Raw genomic sequence first — 20,855 nt, 5'->3', positions numbered from 1 at the left:
CGGACAGTGTTAATTGGATGAAAGGAATGGTAGCCGGGCGGGGATTCGAACCCCGGTCACGGGGGCCAGAGCCCCGCATCCTTGGCCGCTAGACGACCCGGCTACCCGCCATGTATATGGCTGGTGCTTTATTGTGTGGGGTTTTTCTATGTTTCTGTGGTGGGGTGCTACTCTTGTACTTGTGGTGTTATTACATTGGTTTGTGGTGCTCTGTAAACTCTATGATGTTGCAGCCTATCGCTGTGCGGCATGCCCTCTCCTCTCGGGGTTTAGGGCTTGGCTAGTGTTGCCGTGCTACGAGGCTTTGGCGATAGCGGCAGTATTGCGGATAGTGGGTTGTATTTAGCTGTGCTGGTTGGGTTGTTGAGGCTTAGCTGGATGGCTAGGGATGTGGGTGAGTTGGTGACGATATACCGTTCTCTGCATCCCTCCGTTGATGCTGGTGTTGTGGAGCGTGTTGCCCGGGTTCTTGTTGAGTTGGGTGTGCTAGAGGGAAAGAATGAATAACCCCTACTAGGGGTAGTTATTTTGAGTCTAAATGGCTAGCCGCCGCCGGCCAGTGGTGCCGCCGTAGCTCAGCGCGGTCAGAGCGCCGGACTCATACGGGGCTCCCCGGTCCACAGCCCCGGAGTCGGCCTCGGGGGTCCCTGGGGGATCCGGTGGTCCCGGGTTCAAGTCCCGGCGGCGGCACCATTAGCTCGGCTTCTTGGCGCTTCTTCTCCTCTGTGGCTGCCTCTTGGTGTGTAGGTGGCTTTGTTTTGACTAGGCGTGTGGTTATGGTGGAACGCGTTTCCGGCGGTAAGACGTTGGAGGTTGTGTTGGAGGTTTCGGATGGGTGTAGGGTTGCCCGGCTTGTTGTGGCGGGAGATTTTTTCGTGTATCCAGAGGATGTCGTTGAGGCTGTTGAGGAGGCTGCTATTGGCTGTGATAGTGTGGGATGCATCCGTGGGAGAATCCTAGATGCTGGGTCTCGAGGCGTGTTTGTCGGGGTCTCCCTGGAGGATATAGCTGATGTTGTTGCTAAAGCTTTCCGGGAGCTTTGTGGAGAAGGCGGATAGTCTCCCTCAATATGCACTTGACTGTTTCTAGCTCCAACCAGAGTGGCGTCGTGTTTGTGAGCCCGTGACGGTGGGCTAGCTCGGTTGTGGGGGGCAGGTGCAGGAAGCCCCCAATAGCATTGTTGTGGTGGGCGTAACGGTGTATCGCGTAGGCAACGGCGTTGCATAGGTAGGTGCCAACGCTAACCGACACGGTGACAGGGTAGCCTTTCCCGCGGCATGCACGCACCGCTTCGAGTGGAATCCGTGTAGTGTACGTCCTCAAGCCGCCATTGTCCAGAAGTTGAAGATCTGCTCGGTAACCGTCCTCGTCAGGATAGTCAGGGTAGTGCGCTAGGCTCACTGCTACAAGTTCAACAGTCACTTTTCTCGCCCGTGGTGCTAGCCCTAGACCCAGCACAACTTGTGGCTTCAGAGTCTCAAGGTGCTCTTTGAGGATGGGGAGGGCCCTTCGGAGTGATACGGGTAGGACTAGGCTGTGGACACGATAACCCTCAATCACTTGGCCGTCTAGGGTAGCTGCTATCCATTCGCTCGGATTGAACTGGTAGCCTGCGAAAACCATGAAGCCTGTAACGAGCACCCTGCCCTGCATGGAGTCGTAGACCCCCTCGCCTACCCCGCTTCTAGTGGTGTTCAGGCCCTAGCTTTTGCAGTGTGTTCGGTGCCGCTAGTGGTAGCTGTATTTACAGCTCTGCAAACACCTATGTATGTGGTGAGTTGTGTGCAGAGTGTAGAGCTTAAGGGTCTACGCCTCTACATGGTGAAGCTTGAGGAGGGTGACCGACTCCCCCAGGCTCTGGCCGGGCTTGCATCGAGTCTGGGGGCGGATGTGGTATACGTTGTTGGTATTGGCGGGCTCCGAAAGGCTCGCATAGCAGTATTCGACTCAGTGCGCACGATCTACCGTTACGTTGATGTACAGCCGTTGGAGGGTCATGTGCTCGAGGTGATAGCTTTAAGCGGCAATGTTGTATGTGGGGATGGTGAGTGCAAGCCCCACATACATGTAGCAGTTGCCAGGAGGCCAGACGAAGTATATGCAGGTCATCTGGTTGAAGCTGTAGTCTCCCCGTTCCTCGAACTCTTCGCACTGGCTGGTATTACAGACAAGGCTAAAGTAATGGAACTGTTTGGGGCTAGATGGCGGCTAAGAACGAGCTATGAACCCCTTGCTGAAAACTAGAATTGCCTGGATCCGGGCCTAGGGAACTAGGCACTATAGATCAGATTCATTGAAAACCATGGTACGTCACATGGCCTAAGCCGAAAACATAACTTGGCAAAATAATTAAGCATGTGTCAGCCCAAACTGGAGCCAGAGTTCTAGTCAACGCGAGATTGTCAACTCCTTCTTCTGCTATACCAGCCCAAGCATTTCTATACTGGCCTAGGCCTCGCGTTCTCCGTACTTGTTTACGTAGAGGATCTCGCTTAGGGGTTTACGGGGCTTTTGTGGAGGCTGCTCGGCTGGCCAGCCTACCGCAAGCACTGATACCGGCTCCTTGTCTTCTGGTATTCCGAGGATCTCTTTGATTGCGTTCTGATAACCTATCGCTTGTATCCACACAGTGCCGAGCCCGTAGGCGTGGGCGGCAAGCATGATATACATGGTTACGTTGGCCAGTCCAGCATGTAAGACGGGGACTTGGTCTTGTCACAGACAACCACTATGCCCAGCGGAGCCCTCTTGAGGGCAAGGCCCACTTATGTATGTTGGCGAGTTTGTCCAGCAGTGACCTGTCCGTGACCACCACGAACTCCCAAGGCTGGCTGTTAAACGCGCTGGGTGCGTACCTTGCAACGTCGAGTACCTTCTCAACCAGGCTCCATGGAACCTCCTCGTCCTTAAACCTTCGTAATACTCCTCCGCGTTAAGAGCAGATTGACGCATTCCTGGAGGTTCTCCATGGAGGTTCACCCTCTAGGTCTTCAGAGCCCGGGATTGTTCCCTGAGTAATTTTAATGGAAATAAATTCTTGTAATATATCAAGGGTAGAGCTACAGCCTTCCTATTGTACCTCACATTACCCAGTGGGGTTCTCACTAGCTATGCTGTGTTTACTCTTTACTCCATCTTAACCCTAATTTTCATTTCACGGACTCGAAACCTCTCAAACCATAACATATTATTTTATCATGAACATGAAATCAAAATTTAGACTCAGAGTAGCTCCATGTAGTTATATTAGCGCTTCATAACGTGAATGTGAGATCACAGTAGACTTATACGTGGTAAGGATTCCTGGCCTTGTGTGGCCTTTGAGCTAAACCAGTGTTGGATTTTGCAGGTTAGGCTCATTCTATCAGATTATGAAATAGAGTGAGATCGACTTGTTCTTTGAAGGTTAGAGGCGTTGTTTGCCTTGCGTAACCCTCGAACCTTCGAGCATTTTTGCGGCCTTTTCCATGTAACTGATTATCCTTTCCTTGGTTTTCTCGGGTTGCATTCCTAGCGCCTCCATTAGTAGGTCGGTGATGTCCCTGACTTTGACGTCAGCCTTTGAGTAGTGTGAAGCAAAGGTTAATGCGGAGAGGCAGCCGGAGCAGTTGGTGACATTTATGTCTGCATTTGCCTCTACAGCCTCGCGCACTCTCTTTACGGCAATTGAGAGCCCAATCTTTGGATTTGATAGCATTGCAACAGCTCTACAGCAAAGCGAATTCTCTCTGTTATGTCTCATTTCGGAGAGCTTCAGTCCTGGTATCATGCTAAGTATCTTTCTGGGGGCATCGTAGAGTCCTGCCCACCTTCCAGTGTGGCATGAATCGTGGACTGTGACGGTTGCGTTAATGCTTTTTACAAACTTGAGTTTCCCACTTTCAACTAACTCTTCAAGGACTTCGAGTACATGTTTAACTTCAAAGTCCCATTCGAGTCCAAAGAGCTTTGCAAACTCTGGATATGCGTGGCTGAAGGTAGCATAGCAGCCTGGACAGTGAACTATTATTGTTTTAACTCCTCTTTTAACTCCTCTTGATTTGAATAGTTTTATATTGTACTACATCATTTTTCTCTGAAATCTTCTATGTAGCCTCCGAGGAGGAGATAGAGCCCGCAGCACTTTCGCTCTTCACCAAACATGATAAAGTCAATGCCAGCTTTTTTCTAGTATCTTTATCATATTCTGGGACATGTTTCTGGCGATTATTGATTCCCAACAGCTGGACCAGATGGCCACTTTACCCTTTCTCTTCTCATTGTACTTCCCTGGAAGCCAGCTCCACCTTTCCTTCGGATCCACACCCCAGAAGCTGCCCTTTGTTAGCACGTTTTCTCTTATTTGTTTCAGTGATGTAAGTTCATATCCTTTTGCTGTCATCGGTATATGCATCTCAAGCCAGTGGTTAACTATAGGTATGGCAGTCTGGCATACAAGCTCACACTTCTTACATGTTGTACACAAGTAGAGCATGTCTAATGCTCTCTGATCGAAGTCATAGTTTCCAAGGAGGTATTGTTTGATTAGGTAGAATTTCCCTCTTGGTGATGCTGATGGCCATTTTACAGCATCGTAAACGGTACATACTGCTTCATAGAAGCCGCACTGAGCGCACGCAAAGGAGTCGTACTTAAGCATGTCGGGTAGGCTTGAGTTTATCAGTTTTTGTCACTCAAGAATATTGTAGCTAGCTTTGCAAATCTTCCAGCATCAACACCCATTTTAATCACTTTTGCAAGATCCTTTGCGGGGAATTCTTGTCGAGCTTTGAAGGTAATACTTTCCCTGGGTCCAATATCCACTTCGGGTCAAACCTTTTCTTCGCTTCATAGATCTTCTTGATATTGATGGGGATCATGAGGGTGGCGGGCCCGCGGGGATTTGAACCCCGGACTACCGGCTTAGAAGGCCGGCGCCCTATCCTGGCTAGGCTACGGGCCCGCCTCTCTACACCACCTGGAGTGCTGTCCTTCTATGAGGTGGGGTATATTGTTTATGCTCGCTGGCCCCTCCAGTAGGTTTTCAACGATGTATCTTGCTAGGTCGAATATTCTATCCACGCGTTCTAGTATCGCTACATCGCTTGACGCTACTATGTAGCCCTTGCCAGCGTACTCGATAACCGTCTTGTCCGCGTTACGTGAGAGTATCACTGTTGCTCTGGGTATTAGTGCGCGTAGCTGTTGTGCCGTCCTACCGCTCCAGCTTGGCTGGCTGTCAAGTACGACGAGTGTTTCGCCCGGCTTTAGTATCTCAAGTGCTTTGGCGAGTAGGCGGGCTATGGTGGAGATGTTTTCGACGACGTATCTGGGGCCTGCAAGTAGTGCATCGCGGAGCAGGTGGTCGCTACAGAGGTAGACTGGATACCCGGCATAGGCTGCGTAGACTGTTGTCAGTTGGTTAAACCCGTCTACTACCAGCTTCTCGCCCTTCACCCTGTCTACAGCTACTAGCTTGGAGGCTATGGCTCTAGACTTGTCTAGGGGGTGTATGCAGCGTGAAAGGAGTGCCGCGTCTTCACGGCGTAGGCTATGTCTCTCCCGGACCAGCTCTACGGCACGGCTACGCGGGTAGCCGCGGGTGAGTAGGAAGTATAGCTCGTAAAACGCCTCGGGAGGAAGGGCTATGCTGTACCGGCTCTGCTCACCAGCGATGCTATCACCTCTACAACCTCGCTAGCAACCTTGCTGGCTTTCTCTGCGAGCCCGCGTCCGTAGAGCGTTATGTGGCTCGGTTTACCACCGCCCCGGAGACCTTTGCTCGCCAACTGCTTGGCGACAGCTCGTAGGTCAACACGTTTTGCAGCTTTGCTACCAGCACCTATCTCCATTAGGAGGTCTTCTCCGCGGCGGATAACAGCTATGGTTATAGAGTCTGGCTCTTCTCTGCTAAGTTTCAGCATGACCTCCCTATAGATGTTCTCGTCGGGCAGCTCTTCAGTCATAACGTATACCTTAACGCCATCAATGCTCTTAGCTGTGGCTTTCACAGATTTAACAAGCATGTCTGCAAGGAAGCTACGCAGTCTAGATACCTGCCTCTTGGCCTCTTTCAACTCTTCAGCTAGCTTCTCAACCCTCTTCACGGCTTCTCCGCGGCCGCCACCCACAATTGAGGCTATAGTGTCGAGCTTATCCTCAAGGCTTGCAGCGTATCTTGCAACCTCGCTGCCGGCAACGATTTCAAACCTAACTACGCCATCCTGGAGCTTCTCCACGTTGACAATCTTTATGGCACCTATCTCAGCAGTATTAGCTACGTGTGTGCCAAAGCAAGCCTCTACATCCCAGTCACCTATCCTCACTATTCTCAGTCTTGGCGTCATTGGAACGCCTCCCTGGTATATCCGGAATCCATAAAGTTTCTCGGCGGTATTGCGGTCGATCTCCTCGATATCGACATGTATACGGGCCAGGATAGCGCTGTTTGCTAATTCTTCAATCTTCCTAATCTCCTCACGGCTTGGCAACTCATAGTGCGTGATATCCAACCTAGCCTTTTCAGGTGTCTTCTCTGCACCAGCCTGCCATACGTGGTCTCCCAGTACCCTCCTCGCCGCGCCGAGTAGTACGTGGACAGCTGTATGGTGTCTCATTAGCCTGTATCTTCTATCCCAGTCTATGCGGCCCCATGCCTCTCCGCTGCTACAGCTTGGCTCGCGGTCTAGGACATGGACTACAACATCGCCGACCTTCTCAACCCGCAGGACGCGATACTCCTCGCCGCACAGCCTTAGCACGCCAGTATCGTGGAGCTGACCGCCGCCTGTCGGATAGAACAATGTCGCGTCCAGGATGACATGGCTACCCCTAACGCCTAACAGGTTCGCCGTAAACTCCCTAGCATAGGGATTCTCGTGGAATAGCCTCCTCGTAGCCGGGAATCCTCTAGCCCACTCCTCGATGTCCCTGGGTAGTTTGGGCTTCTCCTCAACCTCCCTAGCAACCGCACCGCTAGCACCATGCTTCTTGGCTACTAGCGCGTAGAAATTATGGGGCACATCAACGTTAACACCAAGCTTTGATGCAGCCTCAGCAACCATGTCTGGCGGCACGCCATGGGAATCGTAAAGTGTTATCAGGTCATCAATGCTTAGCTTCTTCTTGCGCTTTAGCAGCTTGGTAACCTCCCTCAGGCCCCTCTCAAGGGTCTTCGAGTACCTCTCCTCCTCGAGCCGTACAACGCGGAGTATGTAGTCTAAGTGGCTGAGTAGTCTAGGATAGTAGTCCGCACCCCAGTATCTCGCCTGTCTCTCGACAAGTACGGCGAGTTCTATGTCGGCTCCTAGTCTGCGTAGGGTGCGGAGGGCCCTCCGTATAACGAGCCTTGCAAGGTAGCCCTCGCCAGTATTACTAGGTACTATGCCATCGCCAAGCATTAACGCTATGGTCTTGGTATGATCTAGGAGCGTATATAGTGCAGCCTCCCTTCCCAGTAGCTCCCTGGCCTCCCTAATGCTTAGACCGGCACGCTCAGCTACGACTTGATAGTACCTCTCAACACTCTCCGGATCCTCGGGATCGAGCCTACCAGCAGCCCTGGCAGCACCCCATAGAAGCTCTCGTGGCGGCTCCGCTACTCCGAGAAGCTTCCTAAACTCGTCAAGTAACTCGCCATATATTGCGTGGAAGGCTGTTGGCACGTCCTGGGAGAACCAGGCAATCCTCTCGATACCGTAGCCCGTATCGACCACGCGTATATCCATGGGTTCATACTTTCCATCCACAACCCTGTACTGCATGAACACCAGTGTTGCTAGCTCCAGACCGCCAACGGTAACCTCAAAGCTTGGGCCAGCATTGCCGCCACCCTCCCACCACGACTCCTTAAACGTTACCATATCCTCTGGGATGCCCAGCTCCTTTGTGAAGAACTCGAAGGCGAACCGTACAGTCTCCTCCTTCCAGTAGACAGTCTTGTCGGGATAGTTGAAGGCGTGGTGACCACCCATTTCGAAGCTTGTAAGGTGTCTGCCAATAGTTAACCCAACAAAGTCTATGTCCTCGAGCCTAATGCAGGGCTGAACTATGACAAGGGGATTAGCAGGTGGCGGCACAATACCACTAGTCACATGAGGCTGAAATGCTACAATGCTAGCAATGGTTAGGTAGAGGTCTTCGCGCCACCTAGCAACCACCGGCCTAGGTTCAACATACTCGTGGCCATGTCTCTTGAAGAACTCTATAAACTTCCTACGAGCATCACGCACCGATAAGCCTCGAACCCTTGGCAGCTCCCAGAAATAATACTCGACACAGGGCGCGTCATTGCAGTGTTCTTGGTCGGGGTTGAGTGTCCAGAAGTACTCGCCACAGACACGGCACTGCTTCCGCGTGAAGCCCTTTTCGCGGAAGAATTCTAGCTGGTACACCTTAGGATCGAGCTTCAATACAGACCCCCGGAGGAAGGGGCGGCTCTACGGGTAGTTAATAGTGTATAGGCTGGAGCTACGTCCGCCGCACATGGACATTGTAAAAGCTGTAGTGGGAGGGCTAGAAGCCGCCAAAGAGGCTCTCGAGGCCTGCAGCAAGCTGTTCCTCGCTAGCACCCTCCTTCTTCTCTTCCTCTTCCTTCTTCTCCTCCTCTTTCTTCTCCTCGGCAGCGGGTGCTGCTGGGGCTTGCACTTGCACCTCAATGCCTAGCTCCTTTGCAGTATCACCGAGGGCTGCTACGATGGCTAGGGCTCTGGATATGGCGAGTGTTAGCACATACCCGGCGTTGTCTGGTGTTACGTAGCCAGCTTCAGCTGCTACAGCGAAGGCTCTGCGCACAGCTAGTGGTATTGCTATCTCTAGCACCTCTGGCACTGGGTATGCTATCTCAACACCTACTGCGAGTGCTGCAAGGTGAGCCTGGGCTACATCCTTACGATACGCTTCAAGGTCTAGTACTAGCTGGTCTCCAGGAATCACTACGCCGGCATCATAGGCTGCTTTAAGCTTGAGCTTAACTATAATCGGCTCGATGCCTAGCTTCTGGAGTATTGAGGCCAACTCGGGGGATATAGTGTCACCTGGCTTTGCGACAACTGTATCCTTGGCGATCCATATGGTGCCTCCTTGCACCCTTATTGGCACCTTGAGCTTACCAAACACGCTCATTATCGGGCCTGGCTTGAAGCCGGTATCACCGGCAGGCAGCACGATCTCCGTGGGTGCTATGTCGCCAGGCTTCGCGGGCTTGGTGGTATATATCTTGTCTAGTGCTAGTGCAACTTCGAATGGGTTAAGGTTTGTGAATATGAACATGTTGGTGCCTGTAAGGTACTCCTCAAGTGGCGTGGGATCAATACCGGCACGCTTGAGTGCAAGCTTGAAGAGCGTGTTCTTGGCAACCCTCATTACTACCTTCTCGCCAAACTTCTTCTCAACCTTCCTACGGATACGCTGTAGTTGAGCAGTAGGAGTCTTAGTTAGATCAACGATGATTATTACCTTGTGGGACTTTATGAGCTCTGTTAGCTCCTCGACCTCGCGTATCTTCCACTCAGGTATCTTGCGTTCGCGCCTAGCCACCACCACGGCCGAGGGAGGCATGTACATACACCTCCACGAAGTCTATTACCTAAGCTTAACCTCTACCGGTGGGCCCATGGTCAGCTTGACGATTACCTTAGCTATGTTGTGGCGTGCATTTGGCAGCTTGCCCTCAAGCGTTGAAAGCACCTTAAATATGTTATCAACTATCTCGTTTACCGGCATATCCTCAGTGCCAACACGGCACATAACTTGTGGCTGATCCTTAGCCCTTAGCATCACAGCAGAGCGGTACGTCTTAACTATCTCAGCTATGTTCGCGTTTGGCGGTACTGGTATTGGTACCTTGCCCCGCGGACCTAGGGCTGGTGCTAGGGTGCGGCCAACAAGTGGCATTAGGTCAGCCTTGACTATTACCCAGTCGCAGAACTCTGCAATCTTCTTAGCAGCCTTACGGTTGCCCACGAGTCCCTGTAGCTCCTCCCTTGTTAGGACACGGTCTGCAACCTCCTTAGCCTTAACAGCCATGTCTCCATCAGCAGCTACGCAGATACGTACATGTTTCTTCGGTGGATGAGGGAGTATAACAACCTCTCGTATGCGGCCCTGGGGGCTTCTCAGATCGATGTCTCTAAGCACTACTATGAGGTCTACTGACTGCTTAAAGTTCCTCTTAGGGCTAATTTCAAGTGCCTCCTTAACGGCTTGCTCAACAGCTTCTCGTGGTACAAACGACAATTCTACTCACCCTCCCCGCGAGCCCTCCCAGGCCTGGAGGGGTCTAAGCCTTCTCCCACTCCTCCTCGTACTTGGCTAGTACTGCATCATAGAGGCCCTCTTCAACCTCCTTAGTAACCTGTTTTGGATCTTTACCGTCAACCGTTATTCCTATGCTCCTGGCAGAGCCAAGTATAGTCTTAACGGCGGCCTTTAGTGTCTTAGCGTTTAGCGATGGTTTCTTCAGTATAGCGATCTCGACAATCTTCTCGAAGGGCAGGTCACCTATCTTCTGGTGCATCGGGTCTCCCGAGGGCTCGCTAGCACCGACAGCTTTTAGGAGGAGCTCTGTTGTTGTTGGCGGCTTAACCTCTATCTCGTACTCCTTGGTGTTCTCGTCGACTATCAGCTTAACAGCGACTTCGAACCCCTTATACTTCTCGGTAGCCTTGTTAATGTCTTCTACTACCTTGTTTACGTCTAGACCCAGCTTCTCGATTGCTGGTGCAAGTGGTGGGGCGGGCTTAGCTTCGCCACCCCTAACCTTGACGTTGATAACTCTGATGCCCATTACCTGCTCCCTCTCTCCTCCTTACTCGGCCTTACCGAGTCACCTGGCACCGTGATTTGGAGTGGGTATTCAACCTCTAGCACATTTAAAACTACCTCATTCTTGCTAGGCGATACACGTACCACCTGGCCCTTCATGCCGCGGAAGGGGCCCGAGATGATCTCAACAATGTCGCCAGGCTTTAGTGTCTCTATTACTGCCTTTGGCTTGAGTAGTCTCTCAACATCCTCGTACCTTAGCACACCTGGTACGACACCCTTAGCATACCTTATGCCCTGAATAGCATTTGTGGCATAGAATGCAGCTGGCGTCTCAACGATAACGTAGCCTTTGATCTGTGGGGGGACTATGATCGCATATATTGGCATATTTTGGTCCCTGGCTCGCTGCTCCATTATGAGGGCGACGTCTATCTCACGGCCCGCTACGGTTCTCACAGCGTAAAGTCTCGGCTGCAGCCTTCTCTCTTGCTCTTCACTCCTAGCTTCTCCGGGTATCTCCTCAGCCGGCTGGCTCAAGGCCTACTAGCCCCCCATTACCACTTGTGTAGCGACGAGGTGTATGACATAAGCTACAGAGCCTACAAGCAGTATAGCTAGCCATATTATCTTGGCCGTGTGTATGTACTCCTCGCGATCAGGCTTCCTTACGCGCTGAAGTATGAGCCTCCACTCGTGTAGTGCCATCCTTATGTAGCCTAGGGGGCCGCTGCTTTCTCGCTCCTTGCTAGCCATTGCCGTAGACCCCAGGGAGTAGGCGGGGTTAGCCCCAGATATTCCTACGGGTGGCCGGTCTAGCTCTTCTGTTTCAGCTCCCCAATTATCTTCTCTGTGTAGCGTTTGGGGTCGAAGAGCTCTAGATCCTCGTACTTCTGCCCAGTGCCGACGAAGAGTATTGGTTTGCCTGTAACGGCTGCTACGCTTAGCGCAGTCCCACCCTTAACGTCGGCGTCAACCTTCGTCAAGATTATGAAGTCTATTCCTACAGCTTCGTCGAAGAAGCGTGCCTGCTCCACAGCATCGTTGCCGGTAAGCGCGTCTACGACTAGTGCACGGTAATCCGGCTTGGCTACCCTTGTTATCTTCCTTAGCTCCTCCATGAGGTCACGGTCTGTGTGCATGCGGCCAGCGGTATCAGCCAGTATGACGCGGTACCCCCTGGCCCTAGCATACTCTATAGCATCGTAGACAACTGAAGCAGGGTCGGCGCCATAGCGGCCACCAATGAATGGTACGCTGAGCTTTTCTGCGTGCCTGCGTAGTTGCTCTTGTGCACCTGCACGATATGTGTCGGCAGCAGCTATGACGGGTGTTATGCCGTTCTGCTTAAACATGTAGGCAAACTTCGCAATGGTGGTTGTTTTGCCCACGCCGTTAACGCCAAAGAATAGTATGCGGAGAGGGTTCCCGGGGCTCCTAGATCTAGCCTCGGCAATCAAATCCAGTGGTTGATAACCTCTGCTCAGTACGTCAACGATAGCCTTCTCCAGAGACTCCACGACAAGGCTCCTAACATCGCTAAACCTTGGAATCTTCCTGCCGATAAGTTCTTCACGTAGACGGTTAGCTATCTCCTCGGCAACCTCGAGAGCCACATCGCTCTCAGCTAGCTCTATAACTAGCTCGTCGAGTAGTGGTGCTATATCCTCCTCCCTAAGCTCTCTCGTGACAGCGACTTCAACAACACTATCAACAAACTTTTTCAGCACACCCTTAAGCTTGTTGAACACCATTGCAGCCCACCATGCAGCAGGATAGTGGGTAAATAAACCTTGGAAGAATAGGCAATGTCTAGTCTGATGCTGTATAATGTTACTACGTAACGTTATTGTTGGCTCTGTTGGCTCTTGGCCTGTGGTGGAGCAGCTTGCAGCGCCGACTCTATTGCTGAGCGTAATGCGGAATAGTACTGTGCAAGTCTTGCATACTCGCGGCTATAGGCGTCCAAGAGTTTGGAGAGAGCAGCCTTTTCATCCCGTAAATACTCTAGCGCCTTCTCTCTGTCAACCTCTACGAACACGTTGAGTCCGGCATGAACAAGTATCCTCTCAAGCTTCTTTATCGATGCTGGCACTAGTACAGTACCCCTTCCATCCAGTGGTATGAGTGCGTCCTCAGCACCCTCGGCAAGGCTTGCTAGTGCGTCCTCTACAGCGGTTAACTGTGCTATCCTAACCTCTATCTCACGTATCGTTGCCTGGAGCTGGTTGAGTTGGGACTCGAGGAGGGATAGTTGTTCCAACGCCTCCTCGAGCGTTATAGTCCTGCTGCTCTGCCCTGCTTGGCTCAAGGCTTAACCCACCTTGTAAGACTTGCTAGCACTAGTAGTGTGCGGTCGGGCACCTCCTCCGGTGGCACCTCGACTACACGCTCTATCTTGACGTGATACCTCTTAACCTTGTGGTTGCTGCCAAGCTCCGACAGAACCTTCTCCACGGCGTGCTCTGGCTTTAGCGCACGCACATACTTCCTAAACTTCCACCATTCCGGCATCCGGTCGTGTCTTATCAGCATCCTGCCCTCAACCAGGTAGAACTTTACCTCTCCCATACCCCTCCCCCGAGCCTGCAGTGGCAGGCTAGCCTCTTAATCTTAAGGCTTGCTGGATACGCATAAGTTCCGGGCCAGTAGTTTCATCCCCAACGAGTGCACCGTGATCATTAGCTACTAGGCCTGCCTTTACGAAGTAGAGGCCAAAGTTTACGGTGGCGGTCGTGAATTCTACTCCGAACACGCTATTCAGTATCCTTATCTCGTCATCGCTTACACCGGGGTGTACAACACCGCCCCGGTTAGTAACAACGATCATTGAGCCCACGGTGGGTATGTTGGCTAGGTGGCGCTGATATATAGTCTCTACACCCAATACGGACTTTATCTTATCAAGTATAGCCTTGTCTATAAGCGGTGATACTAGAGCGCCACGGTTATTGGCTGCGATTAGGTTCCCCAGGGCAGTCTGCCTAACCTCAAGTATTTCGAGCCTAACCTTGTCGCCGATGTGTTCGCGTAGGTAGTCTAGCTCTTCGGGCTTCACGATGCGTGGAAGGAGTAGTCCATTATCGTTTCCAGCAATCATTACCCCGTTAATTATCATGTCAGCTATTTTGGTCTCAATAACTTCGACGCCTAGGGTCTCCTCTATTTTCTTCTTATCCTTCTCTGTCAGTGTTGGTGGTACTAGCGCTATCTTGTTGTTAGCGTATATGTATACACCTATGTTGGGGTTTCCATGCACATTAAGGTACTCTATCAACTGTAACCCCCAGTATAAGCGGGATAGCCTAGAGGGTAAAGGAGGTTAAGTGGGAGGGCCAGCACACGGCAATTCTCCATACCGCGAAATGTGAAGAAAACTAGTTGGTTTCATAGTGAAGGTTAGCTTGTTGCTTGGCCCTGCTGTATTTTCGATTCTCTTATGAGCATGACTTTTACCTTACCTGTCTCCGGGTCCTTGACTGCCTTGACGGTTACTCTCCTGGGCGGCTTTTCGATGCTCCTAGACCATATGTACTCGTTTACATTGTTGTGTATAATGACATCCTCCTCCTTAACGCCGAAGTGGCGAGCTATGAACTTCCGGACAAGCTTAATGGCGCGTGCTGCACGGTTTGTACGTCTACCCCAGTATACTCTTGAGAGAGGTATCGTGTAAATTGCCTCCTTCTTATCCTTAGGCATGGCTTACACCCCGCTAAGCCTTGAGCTTGGTTCTCCTCCAATGCCTACGCTTCGGGTGGTCACGGAACCTTCGGTTGGTCTTTATTATAACCCATATGGGTACAGAGCGGTTCTGTTTGAGCGCCTTAGCTAGACGTAGCTTTTTACCCAGAGGCTTAAAGTGTGCCATAGCCTCTTCGGCCCCCCGCTGCGGTTGACATGGGCTACTTTCTTTTAATCCTTATACGTGTCTCTCGGTGTGTCCTCTCGTATATTGCCTCGAGGATACGCTTGACGACCTCATCGCTAACAGGTGGTCTTAGCTGGCCAGACTGCACTAGTGCTATAATATTGTCCTCAACAATCTTTGCTAGCTCAGGCCTTACGAGCCTAACGTTTGCAAGTCTCTCCCTAGCCTCTGGTGTGAGTATAGCGCGTAGAAGTGCCTCCCTTCTTGCAGCCTCCTCTTGCTGTCTCCTCCGGAGCTCCTCTTCCATTTGCAGCCTTCTCTGCAGCTCTAGCAGCTTCCGCCTCTTAATCTCTTCAAGCTCGGCATCATAGATGTCGTACTCGGACACTGCCGCCACCCCCTACCCCTGGTTTCCTCCTGCATTTCCATTATTATCCTCTACCCTCGCTAGCTAAGGTACTTCCTTAGCTCGGGATTCTTCTCGGCAAGCTCTTTCATTATCTCGTAGGCGGTGTTGTCGAGTAGACTGCGGCCCCTCGGGCTTAGCGTGCGGCCCTTGCCCCTAACCCTTACAACGAGTCCAGCTCTCTCAAGCTGTTGTAGTATCTTCCTGATAATCGAGCCGGAGCCCTTGGCAAAGTGTTCTGGAGCTACGCCGCGGTTCATGCGGCCGCCGTAGGCGGTGCGTAGCCTCTCAACACCTACGGGGGTGCCGCGCTTGTAGAGCTTCCGGAGTATAGAAGCTGCCCTATAATACCACCAGTCAGGGTCCTCTGGTGGTCTCTCCTTGTGCACGCCGGTCTTCACATAGTAGGCCCATGCTGGCGGTCTTATCTGGGGCATCTTCTTCAGCTTCTCAGCTACGCGCTTTATGAGCAGATCCGCTGGAACCTCTAGCGCTGTAACCATCTCCGCCTCCCCGCTGAGCCCACACTTGCTGAGGCCTTTTTATCAGCTCCACCACTACTCCGAGACTTTCTAGTTTGCGGCTCGGGGCGGTAGAGGACAAAGGTGCGTCCCCTAACATCTAGCAGCCTGGCGTTGAGTCGCTCTGCAACAGTTTTCGCCAACTCTCTGCGGTCAAGCCCGGTAACCTTGATTGCGGACTTCAAAGCCTTAACCTTGACGATACCCTTCTCCTTAAGCCTGCGGTCAATCTCCTTTAACACTGCCTCGGTGAGCCCTTTCTTGCCTATTATAACGTCAGCTGGGCCCTGCTGAACAATCTCCTTCAGCCTTGCAAGCCTGGAACGCATACTAGCGGCTTCCCCGCCTCCTCTGGACGAGAACGTGGCGGTGTATATACCCGCACGCTAGACAGGTTACGACAAGCCTCGTCACGCTGCCGTCCCGGACGAGGCGGTAGCGCGCCGTAACCCCCGGTACGAGTGGAAGACTACAATTTCTACAGACGCCGCGGCGCAGAAAGCGGGGCTTGCGTAGCCTCATAACACGGCGAGTTTCATCAGCCTCTGCTACGAGCCTCCTAGCAAGCTCGTAGTCTCCCCTGCGCACGGCGTCAACAGCTGCCAGGTAGAGGGTACGGATGGCCTGTAGTGCGACATCCCTAGCAAGCTCTCTGGACTTAGCTTTTGAACCAGACACCGGCCCCGAAACCCCTAGCTGGGTAGGGTAGAGCCATGCAGCGGCCCAGGATAAAGCTGGTGCTCGCTGAAGCCGCCCTAGAGACTGTGCCCCGGGAGATATGGGGTCACCCTGCAGTCTACAAGACGGCAAAGCGTCGCGGCAAGACCCCAGCAAGCATACTGCTTGACCGGAGCCTACACCACCAGGCCATGAAGGGTCTACCCGAGGCGGAGAAGAGGGGGCGGCCGGACATAGTCCACATATCGCTCCTCGAAGCGCTTAGCAGCCCGCTAAACCGCGAGGGTCTCCTCGAAACCTATGTGCACACCATAGGCGACTATGCAATATTCATAAAGCCCGAGACTAGGCTCCCGAGAAACTATAACCGGTTCGTAGGCCTCATAGAGCAGCTCTTCGAGATAGGTAGGGTGCCCCCCGAGGGAGAGCCGCTACTCACACTGAAGCCTATGAGTCTTCGCGTACTCCTTGAAACAATCCAGCCCACGAAGATTATATTGTTAGCAGAGGATGGTGAGCCCCGGCGGCTGAGAGAGATCGCGATAGAGCTAGCCCGCGAGGTGGCACCAGCAGTGATAGTAGGAGCCTTCCCTCACGGGGACTTCCGCCCGGAGAATAAGAAGCTAGCAGATGGTATCTACAGCATATACGGTGGGAAGCCCCTTGAAACCTGGACAGTAGTATCACACCTCCTGGCAATCCTTGCAGACCACCTAGGCATAGTATAGGGTGGCAAGGCATGATGTCATCATACTTTACTCCTCTTGAAACAGATCCGGCATTAACTCTGTTAAGTACAGTCGTACTAGCATCAATAGTCTTCCTGCTAATCCTATTGGTCATAGAGGCGCCGCGAAAGTTGCTCACAGCGGTTGCACTCCTAACGGCATTACTACACGCAATCTACACAATAGCTTATGCGAGGATATACAACCTGGAGCTCCATCTTAAACCGCTACTAGACATCTACGTTGACAGTCGCGGCTACGCCTCGGCCACCATAGACGTGGCACAGTTGATAGTAATAGCATTAGCAGCATCTCATGCGAGAGACATCTATACAAAGCTAAGAGAAAAATATATAAAGGCCACACATACGTGAAGAAACGCTAACATGGAGCCTAGCTGCGCGGAAGCCCTCTGGCTGCCGCGGTAGTATAGCCCGGCCAAGTATGCGGGCCTCTCGAGCCCGTGACCCGGGTTCAAATCCCGGCCGCGGCACCAAATCCACATCACTCTTCCATGCAACCCCTACTTAGTTCTACTCATCTCATGTGTCATGCTGTAGCCAAGAAGCATAGGAAGTGCTCTCTTGTCAAGTTGAGCTACATGAATATGCTAGGTAGTAGCTTGAGAAGTAGGTGTCTTAGATAGTTTTAGTGTTTTTGCGGTAAAGTTTTAATAGGATGTGTTATGTTAAAAGCGAATTGACGCGATACTACACAGCCCTTCGGTGACCCCTAATGGTTCATGGCAAGGTTCTCCTTATGACTCCTGGACCTACAATGGTTGATCCAGAAGTCCTCCTGGCTATGGCTAAGCCTACAATCAACCATGTCTCGCCGGAGTTCGATGAAATACATAGTGAAGTCCTCAAGATGCTCTCTGAGGTCTTTGCAACTAAGGGCAGGGTTGTGGTGATACCGGGCAGCGGGACTAGTGCGATGGAGCTGGCACTTAGGAGCGTAGTCAAGCCGGGCTCCAAGGTAGTAGTGCTCAAGGCCGGGTTCTTTGGCGACTACCTGGCCAGAGGAGTTGAGGCCCTAGGGGGTAATGCAGTTGTTATAGAGGCGCCTATCGGTAGGGGGTTCACAGCCAGCGACCTCGAAGCGGTGCTCCGGAAGCATCCCGACGCCGAGGTCGTAGCCTTCCAGCACGTGGATACCTCGACTAGCGTCGCTAACCCGCTCAGAGAGCTAGCCGCTGAGGCCAAGAGGCACGGTGTCAAGGTCCTCGTGGATGGCGTAGCCTCTGTAGGAGGCATGGAAGTTAGACTCGACGATTGGGGTGTGGACGTGTGCTTCACTGGCTCCCAGAAGGCGCTGGGCGTACCTCCGGGCCTGGGTATAGTAGCGTTCAGCAGAGAGTATAGCGAGGAGCTTGAGGGGCGCGAGGGTCCCTGGAGCCTCTACTTCAACATGCCGAAGCTTCTCAAGGAGATGGAGTCGACTAGGAACTATTACGTCACACCGGCTGTTAACCTCGTCTACGCGCTAAGGGAGTCCCTCAGGATAATCCTGGCAGAAGGCCTCAGCGAGAGGTACAAGAGGCACAGGATAATGGCCGAGGCTGTGAGAGCAGCGCTAGAGGCCATGGGACTCAAGCTCGTGGCGGAGGAGGGCTTCCGTGCCGATACAGTTACAGCAGCCTATATACCGGATGGGGTGGAGTGGCCAAAGCTATACTCGGGTATGAGGGCCCGCGGTATAGAGATAGCCGGGGGCTTGGGGGAGCTTAAGGGTAGGATCTTCAGGATAGGCCATATGGGCCAAACAGGCTACACCGATATAGCGGCCACGATAGCGGCGCTCGAGAGGACCCTCAAGTCCCTCGGATACGACCTAGAGCTAGGCTCCGGCCTGAGGGCTCTCCAGGAGAAGCTACACGAGCACGGCGTCTAGCGCTTATGCACAGATTCGCTTGCGAACCCTCACATAATGATTCACTCGAGAATTCACAAACTTTTTGTATAGTTATGTTTCTAACACGTATTCATGCTATGTGATTAGTGTTGTAGAAAAGCTGAGCTAGAAGAAAAATCGACTAGTTGGTGGAACCACTTGCGGCTCAATGTAGATAATGCTATTGTATCCTTGCCTTGTTTGGTGTAATGGTTCCTAAGTGGTGGACTTGGCTAGCTTTTCTGCTAAGTGTCTTGCTAGTCTGGAGTGTTTCTGTTCCTCCTCTTTCAATAGTTTGAATAGACGGTATAGCGTGGTGCCAGGCTCTACTAGTTTCAACAAGTCGTCATAGCTTGTCTCTGCGAGGGTTTCGATGGTGATATGTGCTTTTACCCGCTCTGCTAGTCTGTCCTGTGTTTCCTGCGGCTGGTACTCTGCCAGTTCTCGTGCTAGGAGTTGTATCTCTGTGGCAGCGCGTATTATCGCCCATGCTATCTCGCGGTGTAGGATGCTGTCCGAGGCTATGATGAATAGCTTCCAGCGTAGATCAGGGTTGGCAGCCTCCCTGGCCATGTTAGCGTAGGCGTCCGCTTCGCTAGCCTCGTCTAATGCTATGGCTTCAAGCGTTTTCTTAACCTCGCTAAGATTCTCCCTGATCTTGCTGAGGCGGAGTCTTAGATCGTCTAGGTTCTGAGTCAAGGCTATGAAACCTAATTGTAGGTTAACAGCAGGGGGTCGTGCTAGAAAATCTTTCGGCTGGAAAAGAGGCTGTGCATGTTATTTGGGGCTTTAATGCGGCCTTGCAGAGCTTGGATTCGGCTATGAAAGTTGGTGTGTCTCTTGTACCTGGACTCCGTTACATCAGATGCTAGGAGAGGTAGTGTCTTGCATTATTCTCTCATCCCCTTGCAGTCTATGCCTAGAAATTCCCAGCATGAAACTGTTTCTATAGGGAATGTTCCCATTGTGGTAGGAGGTAATGCTAATTCCCTAGGCATTATGTGTACATGGTGTGTGGGAGTGGTGTATTGCTCGTAGCTGGGGTTGATGGTGGTGCCACCTCTACAAAGGCTATTGTTGCTAGCCTAGAGACGGGCAGTGTCTGGGCAGGTTTAGCTGGGCCTTCAAACCCGGTAAACGTTGGGGCTGTTGAAGCTGGTAGGAATATCGTTGCAGCTATAGAAGCGGCGCTGAGGGGTACAGGATATAGCATAGATGATGTTGTAGTGGTGGTTGCAGGTCTTGCAGGGCTCGACAGCGCCATCGTCCGGAGACAGCTAGAATCCTACGTGAAGGAGTCTAGCGGGCTTGGAGACCGCCTCGTAGTAGAGCATGACGCACATATAGCGTTGATGCATGCTAGCCGAGGTGCTCCAGGCCTGGTAGTTATAGCTGGTACTGGCAGCATAGCATACGCATACACTGCCCGTGGTGAACGCGTAGTAGTGGGTGATCGTGGCTGGCTCTTAGGCGATGAGGGCAGCGGGTTCTGGGTTGCACGTGTAGCGTTGCGTAGGCTGGCACGGAGCCTTGACGGCCGTAGTGGCTGGGATTGCCTCAGCCGTGGTCTAGCAGTGCGGCTCGGGGTAACCAGCAGTGATGAACTAATGTACTGGTTCTACTTGACCCGCGGGAGGATAGATAGAATTGCTGCAGTAGCTAGGCACGTAGTAGAGCTTGCAGACGAAGGATGTAGCGAGGCTATACACATACTTGAAGAGGGAGCTATGCTGTTGGCTGAAGCAGCTATAGTTGCAGCTAGGAGGACTGGCATAGTACAAGCCTACTATACGGGCTCAATGTTCCGGAGTAGGGTGTTTAGGAGAGTGTTTACCGAGAGGTTGAGCCGGCATGGCATTAAAGCAGTGGAGAGGAGGATATATCCTGCTGTTGGCGCTCTACTATTAGCGCTACGTAGTGCCGGCTACAAGGGTGATATAGTGCAGCTGCTAACCCATGCAGAGTCTATTGCCGAGAAGCTATACTCTGATTAGCGGAATGGAAAGAATTAAATA

Annotated in this window: 30 protein-coding genes, 4 tRNA genes and 1 pseudogene; 9 read left to right on the top strand and 26 right to left on the bottom strand. The window is 52.2% G+C overall.

What is annotated here, in order from left to right:
• Positions 1-27: 27 nt before the first annotated feature.
• Positions 28-103 (bottom strand) — tRNA-Gln (locus tag HBUT_RS08455).
• A gap of 173 nt (positions 104-276) precedes the next feature.
• Between HBUT_RS08455 and HBUT_RS08450 the strand changes: the two genes are divergently transcribed.
• The 3 genes from HBUT_RS08450 (at position 277) to HBUT_RS08440 (ending at position 1,058) form a co-directional block, all read left to right on the top strand.
• Complete coding sequence (locus HBUT_RS08450) at positions 277-507, top strand: hypothetical protein (protein ID WP_048061589.1); 231 nt, start codon at positions 277-279, stop codon at positions 505-507.
• A gap of 57 nt (positions 508-564) precedes the next feature.
• Positions 565-693: transfer RNA gene (locus tag HBUT_RS08445), tRNA-Met, on the top strand.
• Positions 694-758: 65 nt separating this feature from the next.
• Positions 759-1,058: a hypothetical protein gene (locus HBUT_RS08440; protein ID WP_011822751.1), complete on the top strand. Its 300-nt coding sequence runs from the start codon at positions 759-761 to the stop codon at positions 1,056-1,058.
• On the opposite strand, the gene HBUT_RS08435 is transcribed toward HBUT_RS08440, so the two are convergent.
• Positions 1,021-1,653 (bottom strand): pyroglutamyl-peptidase I, encoded by a 633-nt coding sequence (locus HBUT_RS08435; protein ID WP_011822750.1) that lies wholly within the window; start codon positions 1,651-1,653, stop codon positions 1,021-1,023. The genes HBUT_RS08440 and HBUT_RS08435 overlap by 38 nt on opposite strands.
• Positions 1,654-1,782: 129 nt before the next feature.
• Between HBUT_RS08435 and HBUT_RS08430 the strand changes: the two genes are divergently transcribed.
• On the top strand, positions 1,783-2,244 hold the full coding sequence (locus HBUT_RS08430) for a PPC domain-containing DNA-binding protein (protein WP_011822749.1): 462 nt from the start codon (positions 1,783-1,785) through the stop codon (positions 2,242-2,244).
• A 204-nt stretch (positions 2,245-2,448) separates the two neighbouring features.
• Here HBUT_RS08430 and HBUT_RS09930 read toward each other — a convergent pair whose 3' ends face one another.
• From HBUT_RS09930 to HBUT_RS08335, 23 genes and pseudogenes are all read right to left on the bottom strand, one after another.
• Complete coding sequence (locus HBUT_RS09930; RefSeq protein WP_011822748.1) at positions 2,449-2,670, bottom strand: nitroreductase family protein; 222 nt, start codon at positions 2,668-2,670, stop codon at positions 2,449-2,451.
• 58 nt (positions 2,671-2,728) lie between these two features.
• Positions 2,729-2,884 carry a nitroreductase family protein gene (locus tag HBUT_RS09925; protein ID WP_228546817.1) on the bottom strand — a complete coding sequence of 52 codons (156 nt, stop codon included), beginning with the start codon at positions 2,882-2,884 and terminating at the stop codon, positions 2,729-2,731.
• Positions 2,885-3,406: 522 nt separating this feature from the next.
• A complete protein-coding gene (locus tag HBUT_RS09310; RefSeq protein WP_228546816.1) occupies positions 3,407-3,853 on the bottom strand; it encodes a heterodisulfide reductase-related iron-sulfur binding cluster in 447 nt (148 codons plus the stop codon).
• 297 nt (positions 3,854-4,150) lie between these two features.
• Entirely contained in the window at positions 4,151-4,639 is a 489-nt protein-coding gene (locus HBUT_RS09115) for a 4Fe-4S dicluster domain-containing protein (RefSeq protein ID WP_011822746.1), read from the bottom strand.
• Between the two features lie 225 nt (positions 4,640-4,864).
• A tRNA-Arg gene (locus HBUT_RS08415) sits at positions 4,865-4,942 on the bottom strand.
• Positions 4,933-5,436, bottom strand: coding sequence for a DUF5616 domain-containing protein (locus HBUT_RS09305; RefSeq protein WP_011822745.1), 504 nt, complete (start codon positions 5,434-5,436; stop codon positions 4,933-4,935). Before HBUT_RS09305 ends, HBUT_RS08415 begins: the two co-directional genes overlap by 10 nt.
• A 30-nt stretch (positions 5,437-5,466) precedes the next feature.
• Positions 5,467-5,628 (bottom strand): annotated as a pseudogene (locus HBUT_RS10155) (DUF434 domain-containing protein); the annotation flags it as partial.
• Positions 5,625-8,390 (bottom strand): alanine--tRNA ligase, encoded by a 2,766-nt coding sequence (alaS, locus tag HBUT_RS08410; RefSeq protein ID WP_011822744.1) that lies wholly within the window; start codon positions 8,388-8,390, stop codon positions 5,625-5,627. The pseudogene HBUT_RS10155 and the gene alaS, both read right to left, overlap by 4 nt.
• Positions 8,391-8,493: 103 nt before the next feature.
• Positions 8,494-9,537, bottom strand: a complete 1,044-nt coding sequence (locus HBUT_RS08405; RefSeq protein ID WP_048061587.1) for a 50S ribosomal protein L10 — start codon at positions 9,535-9,537, stop codon at positions 8,494-8,496.
• Between the two features lie 24 nt (positions 9,538-9,561).
• Positions 9,562-10,215 (bottom strand): 50S ribosomal protein L1, encoded by a 654-nt coding sequence (locus tag HBUT_RS08400; RefSeq protein WP_011822743.1) that lies wholly within the window; start codon positions 10,213-10,215, stop codon positions 9,562-9,564.
• Positions 10,216-10,258: 43 nt separating this feature from the next.
• Positions 10,259-10,765: a 50S ribosomal protein L11 gene (locus HBUT_RS08395; RefSeq protein WP_011822742.1), complete on the bottom strand. Its 507-nt coding sequence runs from the start codon at positions 10,763-10,765 to the stop codon at positions 10,259-10,261.
• Positions 10,765-11,283, bottom strand: a complete 519-nt coding sequence (locus HBUT_RS08390; RefSeq protein ID WP_011822741.1) for a transcription elongation factor Spt5 — start codon at positions 11,281-11,283, stop codon at positions 10,765-10,767. The genes HBUT_RS08395 and HBUT_RS08390 overlap by 1 nt, the downstream gene beginning before the upstream one ends.
• A 6-nt stretch (positions 11,284-11,289) precedes the next feature.
• The gene (locus HBUT_RS08385) at positions 11,290-11,499 is read right to left on the bottom strand and encodes a protein translocase SEC61 complex subunit gamma (RefSeq protein ID WP_011822740.1); all 210 of its coding nucleotides are present in this window, start codon (positions 11,497-11,499) and stop codon (positions 11,290-11,292) included.
• Positions 11,500-11,558: 59 nt separating this feature from the next.
• Positions 11,559-12,497, bottom strand: a complete 939-nt coding sequence (ftsY, locus tag HBUT_RS08380) for a signal recognition particle-docking protein FtsY (RefSeq protein ID WP_011822739.1) — start codon at positions 12,495-12,497, stop codon at positions 11,559-11,561.
• A 92-nt stretch (positions 12,498-12,589) separates the two neighbouring features.
• Positions 12,590-13,054: a prefoldin subunit alpha gene (gene pfdA, locus HBUT_RS08375; protein ID WP_011822738.1), complete on the bottom strand. Its 465-nt coding sequence runs from the start codon at positions 13,052-13,054 to the stop codon at positions 12,590-12,592.
• The gene (rpl18a, locus tag HBUT_RS08370) at positions 13,051-13,314 is read right to left on the bottom strand and encodes a 50S ribosomal protein L18Ae (protein WP_011822737.1); all 264 of its coding nucleotides are present in this window, start codon (positions 13,312-13,314) and stop codon (positions 13,051-13,053) included. The genes pfdA and rpl18a overlap by 4 nt, the downstream gene beginning before the upstream one ends.
• 28 nt (positions 13,315-13,342) lie before the next feature.
• Positions 13,343-14,020, bottom strand: coding sequence for a translation initiation factor IF-6 (locus tag HBUT_RS08365; RefSeq protein WP_011822736.1), 678 nt, complete (start codon positions 14,018-14,020; stop codon positions 13,343-13,345).
• A gap of 122 nt (positions 14,021-14,142) precedes the next feature.
• On the bottom strand, positions 14,143-14,445 hold the full coding sequence (locus tag HBUT_RS08360; protein WP_011822735.1) for a 50S ribosomal protein L31e: 303 nt from the start codon (positions 14,443-14,445) through the stop codon (positions 14,143-14,145).
• Between the two features lie 13 nt (positions 14,446-14,458).
• The gene (locus HBUT_RS08355; protein WP_011822734.1) at positions 14,459-14,614 is read right to left on the bottom strand and encodes a 50S ribosomal protein L39e; all 156 of its coding nucleotides are present in this window, start codon (positions 14,612-14,614) and stop codon (positions 14,459-14,461) included.
• 34 nt (positions 14,615-14,648) lie between these two features.
• Entirely contained in the window at positions 14,649-15,002 is a 354-nt protein-coding gene (locus HBUT_RS08350; protein ID WP_011822733.1) for a DNA-binding protein, read from the bottom strand.
• Positions 15,003-15,061: 59 nt separating this feature from the next.
• Positions 15,062-15,523, bottom strand: coding sequence for a 30S ribosomal protein S19e (locus tag HBUT_RS08345; protein ID WP_011822732.1), 462 nt, complete (start codon positions 15,521-15,523; stop codon positions 15,062-15,064).
• Positions 15,508-15,870 (bottom strand): YhbY family RNA-binding protein, encoded by a 363-nt coding sequence (locus tag HBUT_RS08340; protein WP_011822731.1) that lies wholly within the window; start codon positions 15,868-15,870, stop codon positions 15,508-15,510. The genes HBUT_RS08345 and HBUT_RS08340 overlap by 16 nt, the downstream gene beginning before the upstream one ends.
• Before the next feature lies 1 nt (position 15,871).
• Complete coding sequence (locus HBUT_RS08335; protein ID WP_011822730.1) at positions 15,872-16,219, bottom strand: ribonuclease P protein component 4; 348 nt, start codon at positions 16,217-16,219, stop codon at positions 15,872-15,874.
• Positions 16,220-16,254: 35 nt separating this feature from the next.
• Here HBUT_RS08335 and HBUT_RS08330 point away from each other — a divergent pair, with 35 nt between their 5' ends.
• The 4 genes from HBUT_RS08330 (at position 16,255) to HBUT_RS08315 (ending at position 18,840) form a co-directional block, all read left to right on the top strand.
• Entirely contained in the window at positions 16,255-16,947 is a 693-nt protein-coding gene (locus HBUT_RS08330; RefSeq protein WP_011822729.1) for a 16S rRNA methyltransferase, read from the top strand.
• Between the two features lie 11 nt (positions 16,948-16,958).
• Complete coding sequence (locus tag HBUT_RS08325) at positions 16,959-17,321, top strand: hypothetical protein (RefSeq protein WP_011822728.1); 363 nt, start codon at positions 16,959-16,961, stop codon at positions 17,319-17,321.
• A 44-nt stretch (positions 17,322-17,365) separates the two neighbouring features.
• Positions 17,366-17,443 (top strand) — tRNA-Glu (locus HBUT_RS08320).
• Between the two features lie 239 nt (positions 17,444-17,682).
• A complete protein-coding gene (locus HBUT_RS08315; protein WP_011822727.1) occupies positions 17,683-18,840 on the top strand; it encodes a pyridoxal-phosphate-dependent aminotransferase family protein in 1,158 nt (385 codons plus the stop codon).
• 216 nt (positions 18,841-19,056) lie between these two features.
• On the opposite strand, the gene HBUT_RS08310 is transcribed toward HBUT_RS08315, so the two are convergent.
• Positions 19,057-19,539, bottom strand: a complete 483-nt coding sequence (locus HBUT_RS08310; protein ID WP_011822726.1) for a hypothetical protein — start codon at positions 19,537-19,539, stop codon at positions 19,057-19,059.
• A gap of 329 nt (positions 19,540-19,868) precedes the next feature.
• Here HBUT_RS08310 and HBUT_RS08305 point away from each other — a divergent pair, with 329 nt between their 5' ends.
• The gene (locus HBUT_RS08305) at positions 19,869-20,834 is read left to right on the top strand and encodes a BadF/BadG/BcrA/BcrD ATPase family protein (RefSeq protein WP_011822725.1); all 966 of its coding nucleotides are present in this window, start codon (positions 19,869-19,871) and stop codon (positions 20,832-20,834) included.
• The last annotated feature ends 21 nt before the right edge of the window (positions 20,835-20,855 follow it).

Origin of the sequence: Hyperthermus butylicus DSM 5456 (assembly GCF_000015145.1) — an archaeon.
Classification (GTDB): Archaea; Thermoproteota; Thermoprotei_A; order Sulfolobales; family Pyrodictiaceae; genus Hyperthermus; species Hyperthermus butylicus.
Note: the sequence above shows the minus strand (reverse complement) of the source record. Positions and strands in the feature narration are given on the sequence as shown.

What these genes read in the sequence shown, in the direction of transcription:
- HBUT_RS08355 (WP_011822734.1), bottom strand. Translation starts at nt 14,614, where the DNA reads ATGGCACACTTTAAGCCTCTGGGTAAAAAGCTACGTCTAGCTAAGGCG.
- HBUT_RS08395 (WP_011822742.1), bottom strand. Translation starts at nt 10,765, where the DNA reads ATGGGCATCAGAGTTATCAACGTCAAGGTTAGGGGTGGCGAAGCTAAG.
- HBUT_RS09115 (WP_011822746.1), bottom strand. Translation starts at nt 4,639, where the DNA reads ATGCTTAAGTACGACTCCTTTGCGTGCGCTCAGTGCGGCTTCTATGAA.
- HBUT_RS08315 (WP_011822727.1), top strand. Translation starts at nt 17,683, where the DNA reads ATGGTTCATGGCAAGGTTCTCCTTATGACTCCTGGACCTACAATGGTT.
- HBUT_RS08405 (WP_048061587.1), bottom strand. Translation starts at nt 9,537, where the DNA reads ATGCCTCCCTCGGCCGTGGTGGTGGCTAGGCGCGAACGCAAGATACCT.
- HBUT_RS08345 (WP_011822732.1), bottom strand. Translation starts at nt 15,523, where the DNA reads ATGGTTACAGCGCTAGAGGTTCCAGCGGATCTGCTCATAAAGCGCGTA.
- HBUT_RS09930 (WP_011822748.1), bottom strand. Translation starts at nt 2,670, where the DNA reads ATGTATATCATGCTTGCCGCCCACGCCTACGGGCTCGGCACTGTGTGG.
- ftsY (WP_011822739.1), bottom strand. Translation starts at nt 12,497, where the DNA reads ATGGTGTTCAACAAGCTTAAGGGTGTGCTGAAAAAGTTTGTTGATAGT.
- HBUT_RS08385 (WP_011822740.1), bottom strand. Translation starts at nt 11,499, where the DNA reads ATGGCTAGCAAGGAGCGAGAAAGCAGCGGCCCCCTAGGCTACATAAGG.
- HBUT_RS08360 (WP_011822735.1), bottom strand. Translation starts at nt 14,445, where the DNA reads ATGCCTAAGGATAAGAAGGAGGCAATTTACACGATACCTCTCTCAAGA.
- HBUT_RS08435 (WP_011822750.1), bottom strand. Translation starts at nt 1,653, where the DNA reads ATGCAGGGCAGGGTGCTCGTTACAGGCTTCATGGTTTTCGCAGGCTAC.
- HBUT_RS08340 (WP_011822731.1), bottom strand. Translation starts at nt 15,870, where the DNA reads ATGCGTTCCAGGCTTGCAAGGCTGAAGGAGATTGTTCAGCAGGGCCCA.
- rpl18a (WP_011822737.1), bottom strand. Translation starts at nt 13,314, where the DNA reads ATGGGAGAGGTAAAGTTCTACCTGGTTGAGGGCAGGATGCTGATAAGA.
- HBUT_RS08330 (WP_011822729.1), top strand. Translation starts at nt 16,255, where the DNA reads ATGCAGCGGCCCAGGATAAAGCTGGTGCTCGCTGAAGCCGCCCTAGAG.
- HBUT_RS08325 (WP_011822728.1), top strand. Translation starts at nt 16,959, where the DNA reads ATGATGTCATCATACTTTACTCCTCTTGAAACAGATCCGGCATTAACT.